A 12,657-nucleotide genomic window follows, 5' to 3' on the forward strand; every position below is an offset into this window, starting at 1 on the left:
ATGAACACTACAGAAGAAAAAATGGTTGAAATACTAAAAATACTAAAAAAAGACTATGGTGTAATAGCAGTAAAATCAGAGTTTGAAACAGAAGGCTCTAGAAAAAATGAATTAACAAAATTACGTGATATTATTTCTAAAGCAGGACTCAAAATGTACATTAAAATTGGTGGATGTGAAGCTGTAAGAGATTTGGATGATTGTAAAATATTAGGTGCAGATGGTATAATGGCCCCAATGATTGAAACACCATTTGCAGCATCAAAATTTAGAAAAGCATTTAATAAAGTATTTCCATCTAAAGATGATGGAGTAATTGATAGAATAATAAATCTTGAAACAATAACAGCATATGAAAATATGGATAATATTTTTAGGGAAAATAGTGATTTTCTAGATACTGTTGTTATAGGAAGAAGTGATTTTTCAAGTTCATGTTCCATTCCAAAGAGTGAAATTAATGGTCAGAAAATGTTTGAATATTGTAAAACAATAATTGATAAATCAAATGATTATGGATTTAACTCAGCATTTGGTGGAACATTATCAGTAAATAGTATTGATTTTATAAAGAAATTAGAGGATTCAATTGATAGAATAGAAACAAGAAAAATAGTATTTGATATTGAAAAACTTGATGGTAATTATGCTAATGCAATAGATACAGCAATAACATTTGAATATCTTTATCTTAAAAATAAATTAAATTATTATCAATCAGTAGTAGATGAAGATAAAGCAAGATGTGACGAACTTAAAAATAGGGTAAATGTTGAATTATAGACGTGATTATATGAGTAAAGTTATTACCTTTGGAGAAATAATGTTAAGATTATCACCACCAGGATATAATAGATTTATACAAGCAAATAGTTTTGATATTAATTATGGTGGAAGTGAGGCAAATGTATCATTTTCTCTAGCAAATTATAATATTGAAACTGAATTTGTTACAAAACTTCCAGATAATGAAATGGGAAGAGCCACATTTAATAAGCTTAGACAATATGGTGTAGGTATAAACCATATAGTTTATGGTGGAAGACGTTTAGGTATTTATTATATGGAAAAAGGTGCAAGTCAGAGACCTTCAAAGGTAATTTATGATAGGGCTTTTTCTTCAATATCTGAGGCAGAATCTTGTGATTTTGATTGGGAAACCATATTTGAAGATGCTTCATGGTTTCATTTTTCAGGTATAACTCCTGCATTATCTGATAACTTGGCAGAAATTACATTAGAGGCATGTATTGTTGCAAAAAGTATGGGTATTACAATTAGTTGTGACTTAAATTATAGATCTAAATTATGGACACAAGAAAAAGCAAACAAAGTAATGACAAAACTCATTAAATATGTTGATGTTTGTATTGCAAATGAAGAAGATATAGAAAAGGTATTTGATATTAAAGCTTCTGATTCTGATGTGGATAGGGGAATATTAAATTATGAATCATATAAGGAAGTTGCAAGAGAGATTCATGAAAGATTTGGATGTAAATATATTGCATGTACTCTTAGAACATCCATATCAGCAAGTGATAATAAATGGACATCATTAATATACTATGGGAATAAATGTTATCAATCTAAGGAGTATTCTATTCATATAACAGATAGGGTTGGTGGAGGAGATAGTTTTGTTGCAGGACTTATATATGGATTTATGAAAAATATGAACATTGATAAAACTATGGAATTTGCAACAGCAGCAAGTTGTCTTAAACAAACAATAGAAGGAGACTTCAATTTAGTTACAGAGGAAGAAGTTAATTTACTTGCAAATGGTAATGCTTCTGGACGAGTTCAACGATAATACATAAAAATAATTTAATTCAAGGAGACAATATAATGAAAATAAGAGTAGCAGATTATATAGCAGAATTTTTAGCTGAAAACAACATAGATACATTATTTACAGTTGTAGGTGGAGGTGCAATGCATCTTAATGATGGATTTGGTCATAATGAAGATATTAAATGTATCTATAATCATCATGAACAAGCATGTGCAATAGCAGCAGAAGGTTATTATAGAATGTCAAATAAACTACCTGCTGTGTGTGTAACAACAGGACCTGGGGGAACAAATGCACTAACTGGAGTACTTGGAGCATATCTTGATTCAATACCAATGCTTGTAATATCAGGACAAGTAAAATATGAAATGACAGTAGATAGTACAGGGCTAGATCTTAGACAACTAGGGGATCAAGAATGGAATATTGTCTCAACAGTAGATTCAATGACAAAATATGCACATATGATAAAAAATCCTAATGAAATAAAATATGTTCTTCAAAAAGCATTATATCTTGCTACTTCTGGAAGACCAGGACCATGTTGGATAGATGTTCCATTAGATATTCAGGGAGCTATTATTGATACTGATGATTTAATAGAATTTAATGAAGATGAATTGGATATAGATTTAGGTGTTAAAGTAACAAAAGATACAATTGAAACTGTTATTTCCAAACTTAAATCTGCTAAAAGACCAGTTATTTATGCTGGTAGTGCTATTAGAACAAATAATGCACATGATGAATTTTTAAAACTTGTAAATAAATTACAAATACCTGTTGTAAATGCATGGAATGCTACAGATTCACTTGAATATGATAATAAATTAACAGTAGGTTGTGGTGGATCATTTGGAGATAGACCAGCAAACTTCGCTGTACAAAATAGTGATTTAATACTATCCTTAGGTTGTAGATTAAGTACTAGACAAGTTTCATTTGCATATGATAAATGGGCATATGATGCATATAAGATAATGGTGGAAATTGATAAGGCTGAAATAGAAAAACCAACAATTAATATAGATATGCCAATACAATCAGATATTGGTGATTTCCTAGAAATATTTAATAAGGTACTTGATGAAGAGTATATGGGCTATGAATTTAATTACAATCAATGGGTAGATAAATGTAATGAGTGGAAAAATAAGTATCCTGTATGTGATAAATTAAAATACCAACAAAAAAGTCCTATAAATGTATATGCATTTCTAGATACATTATCTTCAAATATGATGGAATATGAGAAGATCGTGGTTGCTAATGGTTCAGCATGTGCATGTATTCATGGATATAAACTTAAAAAAGGACAAAGATTGGTTGTAAATTCTGGTGTTGCTTCAATGGGATATGACCTGCCTGCTGCTTGTGGTGCATGTTTTGGAATTGGTAAAAAACGTCTTGTATGTGTAAGTGGAGATGGAAGTATTCAAATGAATCTCCAAGAATTACAAACAATAGTGCATCATAAACTACCTATTAAATTATTTGTAATAAATAACAATGGATATCAGTCAATAAGAATAACACAAAGATCATTCTTTGAAAGACCATTTGTTGGAATTGGTGGAGATAGTGGTGATGTAAGCTTCCCACAAATGAAAAAAATAGCTAATGCTTATTCTATTCCATATTATTCATGTAATGATATTAGTAAGTTAGATGAAACTGTTAATAAAACATTAAATCATGATGGATATGTGATGTGTGAAATATTTGTAGATACAAAACAGGAATTTGAACCAAAATCTGCATCTAAAAAGCTTCCAGATGGAAAGATGGTTTCAGCACCACTTGAAGATATGAAACCATTCCTACCAAGAGATGAACTTGAAGAAAATATGATTATTAAGAAGTAAGTATGTACTTAAATTGTTGTGGTATTTATGAGGTATATAATTACTGGTGCTACTGGTATGATTGCCATTAGTATTATGAATCTTTTAAAGGAAAATAATGAAATATATGCAATAGTAAGGCCTGGTTCTTCAAAAATCAAGAATATTCCCGTGGATTCTAATATTCATGTTATTGAATGTGATGTAAGTGATTTATGTAATGTATCTCTTCCAGATTCTGATGTATTATTTCATCTTGCATGGAAGGGGACTATTGATGGACGTGATGATTCATATACTCAGCTTGATAATGTTAAATATACATTAGATGCATGTAAACTTGCAAAAAAATCTAATTGTAGTGTATTTGTTGGTGCAGGTTCACAAGCAGAGTATGGATTAAAAGAAGAAGCATTAAATGGAAATATGTCAGTAGATCCAGTAACAGGGTATGGTGTATGTAAGTATACTGCAGGTAAATTAAGTAGAATATTTGCACAAAACATGGGACTACGGCATATTTGGGTTAGAATACTTAGTGTTTATGGTCCAGGAGATAATAAAAAAACACTCATATCTTCATGTATTGATAGTATTCTTAATAATAAACCATTTGACACAACAGAAGGAAATCAAATGTGGGATTACATATATTCTGAGGACTGTGCAAGGGCATTTATTAAAGTAGCAACAAGTGGTGTTGATGGTAAAGTTTATACCATTGGTTCTGGAAAAATTAGGCCTTTAAGAGAGTATATTGAAATTATACGTGATAATATTAATCCGGATTTTAATGTTGGATTTGGAAGACGTGCTTATAATAAAAATCAGGTCATGTATCTTAAGGCAGATATTAGTGAACTTGTTAATGATACTGGATTTGTACCTCAAATAACATTTGAGGAAGGTATTAAAAGAACAATTAAATGGTTTAGAAGAAATAATTAATTACGTGTTTAGGTGAGTTCTATGATTGAAGAAAAGATGGAAATAATATTAATCACATATAATCGAAGTAAGTACTTGGATAATACTTTAAATCAATTTTTAAATAGTCCATTTAAGAATTGTAAATTCACAGTACTTGATAATTGTTCACCAGATAATACTCCAGAGATATGTGCTAAGTATGAAAAATTATTTCCAAATATGCATATAGTAAGACATTCAACTAATATTGGTGGTAATGCTAATATTCTTCGTGCTGTTGAAACTTCAGAGTCAAAATATACCTGGATTTTGGGTGATGATGATAACTATGATTTTTCAACTGTTGATGATGTGATAGATGCAGTAGTTTCTGATAAGTATGATTTTATTTATGTGACCTCATGTTTATTACCAACAAATAAGAAAAATCCCTCTGATAAATCATTGAATGATATTTTAGAAGAAGAAAATAATATAACTAGTACTAATAAGACTTCATCTAGAGAAATTCATGTTAGGGAATTAATTGATATTATGAAGGGTAAATATTTCATGGACATGGCATTTATTTCAGCATATATTTTTAGAACTGATAGTTATGATTCTAATACTCTTATTCAAGCATATGATAATGTTCCAAATTTCTTTCCACAATTTGCATTTATTTCAAAATCTGTGGATGAGAATTATTATGTTTATAAGTCAAAGAATGATATTATAATTCAGGGGGATAATCCTGATACTGATAGTGAGCATACATATACCTTTACTAAGTTTTATGATGGATGGTTAAATTCTGCACTAATGCTTAAGGATGATAATATACGACGTATCTGTTATCAAAATTTAGATAATCATTCTCTTACAACAAATTATTATATTATAGTGGTACTTGTTGCTATTATGGTTGATAAGGCAACAGGTCGTCCTAATATTAAAAATAATGTTTTATCATTAATTTCAGTTTTATATAAGTTAACAGGGTGGATTAAGGGATTTTTAATATCCATACTAATATTACTTGTATATGTAGTTCCAAGTGGTATTTATGCAAGATTATATAAGCCTGTTTATGAAAAACAACAGGAAAGACTAGGTAAAAATTAGTGTTTTTATATATTAGGGGTTTATTTAAAATAACTTGTTAAATAGAATTATATATTAATAATAAATGGAGATAATTATAATGGAAAAATTTAAATTTAATGAAACTTCAATTGATGGAGTGTATATTATTGAACCTACAGTTTTTGGAGATAATCGTGGATACTTCATGGAAACATATCAGAAGGAAGTATTTAGTAGGGCTGGAATATCTTCAGAATTTGTTCAAGATAATCAGTCTAAATCTAAAAAGGGTGTTCTTAGAGGATTACATTTTCAACGTACACAGCCTCAGGGAAAACTTGTTCGTGTTATAAAAGGGGAAGTTTTTGATGTTGCTGTTGATTTAAGAAGTAATTCAAGTACATATGGTAAGTGGGTTGGTGTTATTTTATCTAGTGAAAATAAGAAACAATTCTACATACCTGAGGGTTTTGCTCATGGATTTTTGGTTTTATCTGATGAAGCAGAGTTTACATATAAATGTACTGATTATTATAAGGCTGATGATGAAGATGGAATTAAGTGGGATGATGAAACTATTGGTATTAAGTGGCCTTTAGATGATGTTGATGAGATTATATTATCTGATAAGGATAAGTTATGGAAGTCTTTAGAAGAAACTAATGTTGATTTCTAATTTCTTCTATTTTTTTAGTAAACTTTTTTTTTATTTTGTTATTCAATGATTTTTTTTAGGTGATTATATGAAAGTTGTAGGAATTGTAGGTAGTCCAAGAAGTAATGGTAATACAGAATATCTTGTTAGAAATACATTAGATGAAATAAGTAAAAATGGAATTGAAGTAGAACTTATTACTTTATGTGATAAGAAAATTGATTATTGTACTGGATGTGACTATTGTAAGAAAAATAACAAGTGTCATATAGATGATGATATGGTTTTATTAACATCTAAAGTAAAAGAAGCCGATGGTATAATCATGAGTAGTCCAGTTTATTTTGGAGACATGACAGGACTTGCAAAATCATTTATTGACAGACTACGTCCACTACGAAATATACATGCATTTAAATATAAGGTGTGTGGAGCACTAAGTTGTGGAGGTTTCCGTAATGGAGGACAAGAAAGTACTATAGCATCAATTCATGACTTTTTTTTAATACAAGGTGCAATAATAGTAGGAGATGATAGACCTACAGCACATTATGGTTGTACAGGGGTGGGTGATACAAAAAAAGATACTGTTGGATACGATACTTCAATATATTTAGCACATAGGATGTGTGATGTTCTTAAAAAAATAAATAATAAATAATTAATATTTTCTAATATAATTTCAATTTTACTTTAAAATATAAAAATAATGTTTAATATATATAGTAACAGAATTTTAAAAATATTAAATTAATAAAAACACAACACAGGACACGAAGAAAATGAACAAAGAAGACATACCACCAATAACATCAAGTATATATATTGTTTTATCCTGTTACAATGAAGAAGAAACACTTGAAGAAGTAACAACAGAACTTGTTAAACGTGGATTTAAGGTTTTAATTATAGATGATGGATCAGTAGACAGTAGTCCAGAGATAGCAAAGAAATTAGTTGATAAATTCTCACCCATGGTATATCTCTACAGACATACTATTAATGTTGGATTAGGGGGAGCTATTAAAACTGGAATAAAAGCAGCCCTAAGTAAAAATGCTGATATAATAATTACATTTGATGCAGATGGACAACATAATCCAGATGACTTGTATAATATGTATCCACCTCTACAAGATGGAAGTGCAGATGTTGTTATAGCTTCAAGGGATTTTAATGACATGCCAAAGGGTAGACGTTTTGGAAATACTGTTATGAACTATATAACATATATATTTCAGGGAAAAATGGTTACTGATTCACAATCAGGTCTTAGAGCATTTACAAATGAAGCAGCACGTAAATTAAATCTAAAATCTCCACAATATGGTGTATCATCTGAAATTATTGGTGAAATAAAAAGACGTAATTTAAGATTAAAAGAAGTACCAATGACTACAATATATGATAAAAGAACAATAGAAAAGGGTACAAATACAATTGTAGGATTAAAAATTATATTAGAATTTCTTAATGAAACATTCAAATAATAGGGGAGATTTACAATGGAATTATATCAAATAATAATTATTGTAGTTAGTGTTGCTGTTATTTTATTGGTAAGTAAACGTTTTCGTAACGATACACTTAGTATAGGAACATATATTGAATGGTTGGTTATATGGATTTTAGTTATATTAGCAGCATTATTTCCACAGATAAGTATAAATTTAGCATCATTTGCTGGACTTGGAAGGGGATTAGATGCATTGTATATACTTTCTATAATAATTCTATTCTACCTTTTATTCAAATTATACAATAAAATAGAAGATCAGAAAAAGCGTATAAATAAATTAGTTAGTGAATTAGCACTAGATAATGAAAATAAAAAATAAGAATTTTAAATATTAATATCCACCCCTAATTTTTTTTTATGAAAAAACTATTTTTCATTTATTAGCTTATTAATTATACCTAATTTTAATATAATAATAAGCATATATATTTATAAAGATATTGAATTTTAATAAAATATTTTATTTTAAATTAATAAAATCTCAAATTCAAACAGATAATCTAAAATGGAGGAATTAATAATGTTTCCAGGTGGAAAAATAAATCCTAAACAATTAAAACAAATGGAAAGAACAATGAAAAAAATGGGAATGAACATGAAGGAGCTCAAAGGAGTTGAAGAAGTAGTAATTGTTCTTAAAGATAAAGAACTTGTTATAAAAGATGCTGAAGTAAGTATGATGAATGCAATGGGTCAAAAAACTTATCAAGTAACAGGTAAAGCTGAAGAAAGAATAAAAGGAAGTGGAGATAGTTCTGCTAGTGAAGAAAAAGCTGAAATATCCGATGATGATATAGAATTAGTAGCATCACAAACTGGAAAATCAAAATCTGAAGCTCAAAAAGTTCTTGAAGAAACTAATGGTGACTTAGCAGAAGCAATTATGAGGTTATCATAAAATGACAAAGATTGTCCACATTTCTGATTTACACACTGGTTATGCTCAATTTAGAGAAGATCTTCTACTTCAAACAATCGATGAAATAAACAAAATACAACCATCAGCCGTAGTAATATCTGGAGATTTAACTGATCAAGGATTTTATAGGGAATTTATAGAAGCAAAGGAATATATAGACTTAATACAACCGAAAACATTGATAGTTCCTGGAAACCATGATGCACGAAACATTGGTGACACAGTATTTGAGGAATTATTCGGTAAAAGATACAGTGTACTTGAATTAAAAGAAGAAGCAATAAAAATAATTGGTTTGGATAGTAGTGAACCAGATTTAGGACATGGAAAGATTGGTAGATTACAAAAAAAGTTTATGGAAGATGAAATAGCTGATGCAAAAGAAAAAGGATTATTTATCATAATAGTACTACATCATCATATAATATCAATACCAAATACTGGTAGGGAAAGAAATATTTTAAGTGATGCAGGAGATATCTTACTAACAATATTAGAAAACAATGTAAACTTAGTATTATCAGGACATAAACATGTACCACATGCTTGGAAGATGAATAATACACTATTTGCAACTGCAGGAACAGTTTCATCTATGAAGTTACGTGGAAATACATGTCCATCATACAATGTAATTGATATTAATAATCAGTATATTGAAATAATGTTACATAATTCTAATGGAACAATAAAACCATTAAGACATCCATAACACTAATTCCATATAATTTAAAAAAGTAAATATATCAAAAATAATATAAATATATTAATAAATAAATTAGAAAATTTTAAAATAAATAGAATAAAAAAAGGTGATCTTTTGAAAATAATTGTTGATGGGTCTAATGTAGCATATTATGGACAGCAACCCAACGAAGAAACAGGAAAGGTAACTCCAAGTTTAAAAACTCTTAAAGTTGCTATAAATACTCTTAAAAAACTAGGACATGAACCAATTGTTCTATCTGATGCACCATTACGACATGAAATTGATGATAAAGATGGCTTTAATGAAATGATCCAAAATGAAGAGGTGTTTCCAGTACCTGCAGGTACAATAGCAGATCATTATATATTAAACCTAGCTTATGAGAAAGATGCTAAAATATTATCAAATGACTTCTTTAGAGATTATCAGGATGAATTTCAAGATATTAACAGTAGACGTCTACCATACAGAGTTAAAAATGGTAGATTTCAAATAGGTAAACCAGCACCTCCTAAGAAAGTAAAAAACATACTACAAAAAATCTGCTCAAATTCATTAAATGAATTTGAAAGAAGGGGTTTTGATGTATATAAATCTAAGAAAAATAGAAAATTTTCAGGATTATCTGTAGCTCAAGAGGCAATAAACAGGGTAAGTAAAGAGGATGAAAATGCAATAGATTCAAAACTAGAAAATATCTTCCTTAAAGTACCAATATTAAATAAGATGGTAAGCTTAGTAGATGAAGATATAGATGAATCAGATTTTCTCATATTTGTACTTGTAAATCCTAAAGATTACAAGGAAGCAGTACGTAATGCAGGAACAATAGCAGTTACTGTACGTAACAAATTAAACTTAGATCATTCCCCACTAGTAGCAGTACGTAATGATCTATTTACAAGACCGGGAACATTTGAATTGAATATAATATATTCTGATGAAATTCTTGAAGAATCACCATATAATGTGGATATAATAATAAATGATACAGATTACTCATTTATTAAACATAATTCAAGAAATATTGCAAGTACACTTGCAGCAAGACTTGGAACATGGAAATTCCCAATTGTATCAGTAAAACCAAGTATGTTAATGGAAAAACCTGGACAATTTGAAATTTCTATAGAAAGAGGGGGTAGAAATTAGATGGCTTTAGATAGGATTCTAAAAAGCCTATTTTCACAACTTCTACATAAAAAAGTTGTTAGTATTGGAACAAAGTACTATGCAACTAATGACTTAGAAACAGAGTATGTTTCTTTAATAAACCTCACAAAAACAATGCTTGTAGAAATTAAACCTGCACAAATAAATGCTAAATCAATATTTCAAAATCTAGAAAGAGAAATAGACCAAAGAGATCTACCACTTAATAGGAAATTTATTGAAATTAAACCTGCTGAAAATGAAGTAAATGAATATGCACTTCTAAGTAATATTATCATGGGAAATGATAGATATCTTTATATTGAATTGTTTAGACCATCTCCTCTTATAGAAACATTTGCAAAAATGGTGGAAGTAGTTGATGGAAAGATCATTGAAAGAAGTAAAACAGAAATGGTTGCTCTTATGCCATCAAAAAAGGAAGGAATAAGATTAGCTATTAAAATGATATCTCTTGGAATGAAACAAGGGGTAAATGTACGTGGTTCAATAGGAATGACTGGAGCAGCATCTATTGAAAGGGCAATAGATATGAATGCTGCAATAGGAGAAGTTTCTGGAGTTGGATTTACAAAACTTGGTGGAGAATATGGAGTAATATTTGAAACTGTTCCAACTACTAAAAAAGTTGAATTGAAACCAGTACCAGCAGATAATTTCATGTACATTGATGCAAAAGATTCTACAGGATTTATTTCAAGATATGGAAAAGATAAACTTATAGAAATAATGAATGATATCAACTCATATATTGAAAATGAAAGTGATGGAAAAATAGAAGGATACCGTGTTGGTGGGGATGATTTAATAATTAATTATCCTGATAAATCAACAGCACTGAAAATAGGACTTGACTGTGCATGGTATGCTATGAATAATGGATTAAATCTAAGGGTAGGATTAGGAAATAGTAGACGTGAAGCTGCAGAAAATGCACATATTACTGATTCAATAAAAATAAGAGAAAATACTCCAGTTATAGTGTTTGACTTAGCAAATGGTAAATATGCATACTATATTCCAACAGAATTCACAAGATCTGCAATAACTTTCCTATCAAATCAAACTCTAACCTTAATTGGTATATTTATATTCATATTTATAGTAACTTTAATAGGATGGAATTTAAATATCATATGGCTAGGAATAGTAGCTATGATAGTTTCATTAATTATAGTGGCAATTAAAGACTAATGGGGAGGTAATAATTATGAATCCAAGTACTAATTCAAAGTTATTTCTTGTATTGGTAGTGGGTATTGTGGCAATGTTATGTGGATCTGTAGGAGCATCATTTATTCGTTTTGATGCACCAAACTTATCTATTGGAGAGTTATTTCAAGGTAATGAGGACAATCCTCTAAATGACTTAAATAATTCAACACTAAATCAGTCAAATCAAAGTCAATCATCTAATTCATATTCAAAGTATACATCATCACCATCACAACAAAGTACTTCTAAACAAGTATCTGTAAAACAACAAAATAAACAGAAAGCAACATCATCTAGTAATAATAATCAGAATACTAAACCATCTAAACCTAGTAGTGGTTCCACAGACAGTAATACTAATCAACATAACCCTTCTGTACATGAGAATGATAATGACTTAACAGCATAATATTTTGGAGAAGTAATATGAGGGAAAATAATTTAATAGTGTTAATAGTAGCAGTAATACTTGTAGGTGCTATTGTAGTGGGAGTATTTACTGGATCATCTCCATCAAATGATAATAACACAACCATAACTGATACAGTTAATATGACAAATAACACTACAAACATGACAAATGAAACAAATGCAACATCAACTACAGATGATACTATTCAATCATCAAATTCAAAGTCACAAAGTACTTCTAAACAAGCATCTGTAAAACAACAGAATAAACAGAAAACAACATCATCCAATAATAATCAGAATACTAAACCATCTAAACCTAGTGGTGGTTCCACAGACAGTAATACTAATCAACATAACCCTTCTGTACATGAGAATGATAATGACTTAACAGCATAAATATAATCTAAAGAATA

Annotated in this window: 15 protein-coding genes; all 15 read left to right on the forward strand. The window is 29.1% G+C overall.

Annotation, left to right across the window (positions count from 1 at the left end; genetic code table 11):
- The 15 genes from BZ132_RS02615 to BZ132_RS02685 all read left to right on the forward strand — a co-directional run bounded on the left by BZ132_RS02615 (position 1) and on the right by BZ132_RS02685 (position 12,640).
- On the forward strand, positions 1 to 783 hold the full coding sequence (locus BZ132_RS02615) for an aldolase/citrate lyase family protein (protein ID WP_048059706.1): 783 nt from the start codon (positions 1 to 3) through the stop codon (positions 781 to 783).
- Positions 784 to 793: 10 nt separating this feature from the next.
- Entirely contained in the window at positions 794 to 1,816 is a 1,023-nt protein-coding gene (locus BZ132_RS02620) for a sugar kinase (protein ID WP_011406134.1), read from the forward strand.
- 35 nt (positions 1,817 to 1,851) lie between these two features.
- Positions 1,852 to 3,663 (forward strand): thiamine pyrophosphate-binding protein, encoded by a 1,812-nt coding sequence (locus tag BZ132_RS02625; protein WP_286940403.1) that lies wholly within the window; start codon positions 1,852 to 1,854, stop codon positions 3,661 to 3,663.
- A 27-nt stretch (positions 3,664 to 3,690) separates the two neighbouring features.
- Positions 3,691 to 4,590: an NAD(P)-dependent oxidoreductase gene (locus BZ132_RS02630; protein WP_286940405.1), complete on the forward strand. Its 900-nt coding sequence runs from the start codon at positions 3,691 to 3,693 to the stop codon at positions 4,588 to 4,590.
- Between the two features lie 21 nt (positions 4,591 to 4,611).
- Positions 4,612 to 5,679: a glycosyltransferase family 2 protein gene (locus BZ132_RS02635; RefSeq protein ID WP_286940407.1), complete on the forward strand. Its 1,068-nt coding sequence runs from the start codon at positions 4,612 to 4,614 to the stop codon at positions 5,677 to 5,679.
- Between the two features lie 79 nt (positions 5,680 to 5,758).
- Positions 5,759 to 6,316 carry a dTDP-4-dehydrorhamnose 3,5-epimerase gene (rfbC, locus tag BZ132_RS02640; RefSeq protein WP_011406138.1) on the forward strand — a complete coding sequence of 186 codons (558 nt, stop codon included), beginning with the start codon at positions 5,759 to 5,761 and terminating at the stop codon, positions 6,314 to 6,316.
- Between the two features lie 67 nt (positions 6,317 to 6,383).
- Positions 6,384 to 6,956, forward strand: coding sequence for a flavodoxin family protein (locus BZ132_RS02645; protein ID WP_011406139.1), 573 nt, complete (start codon positions 6,384 to 6,386; stop codon positions 6,954 to 6,956).
- Positions 6,957 to 7,077: 121 nt separating this feature from the next.
- A complete protein-coding gene (locus BZ132_RS02650; RefSeq protein ID WP_011406140.1) occupies positions 7,078 to 7,785 on the forward strand; it encodes a glycosyltransferase family 2 protein in 708 nt (235 codons plus the stop codon).
- A gap of 15 nt (positions 7,786 to 7,800) precedes the next feature.
- Positions 7,801 to 8,133, forward strand: coding sequence for a DUF2304 domain-containing protein (locus tag BZ132_RS02655; RefSeq protein ID WP_011406141.1), 333 nt, complete (start codon positions 7,801 to 7,803; stop codon positions 8,131 to 8,133).
- 201 nt (positions 8,134 to 8,334) lie between these two features.
- The gene (locus BZ132_RS02660) at positions 8,335 to 8,712 is read left to right on the forward strand and encodes a nascent polypeptide-associated complex protein (RefSeq protein WP_011406142.1); all 378 of its coding nucleotides are present in this window, start codon (positions 8,335 to 8,337) and stop codon (positions 8,710 to 8,712) included.
- A gap of 1 nt (position 8,713) precedes the next feature.
- Complete coding sequence (locus BZ132_RS02665) at positions 8,714 to 9,445, forward strand: metallophosphoesterase (protein WP_011406143.1); 732 nt, start codon at positions 8,714 to 8,716, stop codon at positions 9,443 to 9,445.
- A gap of 108 nt (positions 9,446 to 9,553) precedes the next feature.
- Positions 9,554 to 10,594 (forward strand): hypothetical protein, encoded by a 1,041-nt coding sequence (locus BZ132_RS02670; protein ID WP_011406144.1) that lies wholly within the window; start codon positions 9,554 to 9,556, stop codon positions 10,592 to 10,594.
- The gene (locus tag BZ132_RS02675; protein ID WP_112149409.1) at positions 10,595 to 11,809 is read left to right on the forward strand and encodes a hypothetical protein; all 1,215 of its coding nucleotides are present in this window, start codon (positions 10,595 to 10,597) and stop codon (positions 11,807 to 11,809) included.
- A 16-nt stretch (positions 11,810 to 11,825) separates the two neighbouring features.
- Entirely contained in the window at positions 11,826 to 12,239 is a 414-nt protein-coding gene (locus BZ132_RS02680) for a hypothetical protein (RefSeq protein ID WP_286940417.1), read from the forward strand.
- 17 nt (positions 12,240 to 12,256) lie between these two features.
- On the forward strand, positions 12,257 to 12,640 hold the full coding sequence (locus BZ132_RS02685; protein WP_286940419.1) for a hypothetical protein: 384 nt from the start codon (positions 12,257 to 12,259) through the stop codon (positions 12,638 to 12,640).
- Positions 12,641 to 12,657: the final 17 nt, after the last annotated feature.

Source organism: Methanosphaera sp. DEW79, from assembly GCF_003266085.1.
Lineage (GTDB): Archaea > Methanobacteriota > Methanobacteria > Methanobacteriales > Methanobacteriaceae > Methanosphaera > Methanosphaera stadtmanae.

Bases quoted from the DNA above. Each gene is read 5' to 3' on its own strand.
- BZ132_RS02680 (WP_286940417.1), top strand. From the start codon at position 11,826: ATGAATCCAAGTACTAATTCAAAGTTATTTCTTGTATTGGTAGTGGGT.
- BZ132_RS02635 (WP_286940407.1), top strand. From the start codon at position 4,612: ATGATTGAAGAAAAGATGGAAATAATATTAATCACATATAATCGAAGT.
- BZ132_RS02650 (WP_011406140.1), top strand. From the start codon at position 7,078: ATGAACAAAGAAGACATACCACCAATAACATCAAGTATATATATTGTT.
- BZ132_RS02615 (WP_048059706.1), top strand. From the start codon at position 1: ATGAACACTACAGAAGAAAAAATGGTTGAAATACTAAAAATACTAAAA.
- BZ132_RS02625 (WP_286940403.1), top strand. From the start codon at position 1,852: ATGAAAATAAGAGTAGCAGATTATATAGCAGAATTTTTAGCTGAAAAC.
- BZ132_RS02685 (WP_286940419.1), top strand. From the start codon at position 12,257: ATGAGGGAAAATAATTTAATAGTGTTAATAGTAGCAGTAATACTTGTA.
- BZ132_RS02675 (WP_112149409.1), top strand. From the start codon at position 10,595: ATGGCTTTAGATAGGATTCTAAAAAGCCTATTTTCACAACTTCTACAT.
- BZ132_RS02665 (WP_011406143.1), top strand. From the start codon at position 8,714: ATGACAAAGATTGTCCACATTTCTGATTTACACACTGGTTATGCTCAA.
- BZ132_RS02660 (WP_011406142.1), top strand. From the start codon at position 8,335: ATGTTTCCAGGTGGAAAAATAAATCCTAAACAATTAAAACAAATGGAA.
- BZ132_RS02630 (WP_286940405.1), top strand. From the start codon at position 3,691: ATGAGGTATATAATTACTGGTGCTACTGGTATGATTGCCATTAGTATT.
- BZ132_RS02620 (WP_011406134.1), top strand. From the start codon at position 794: ATGAGTAAAGTTATTACCTTTGGAGAAATAATGTTAAGATTATCACCA.
- rfbC (WP_011406138.1), top strand. From the start codon at position 5,759: ATGGAAAAATTTAAATTTAATGAAACTTCAATTGATGGAGTGTATATT.
- BZ132_RS02655 (WP_011406141.1), top strand. From the start codon at position 7,801: ATGGAATTATATCAAATAATAATTATTGTAGTTAGTGTTGCTGTTATT.
- BZ132_RS02645 (WP_011406139.1), top strand. From the start codon at position 6,384: ATGAAAGTTGTAGGAATTGTAGGTAGTCCAAGAAGTAATGGTAATACA.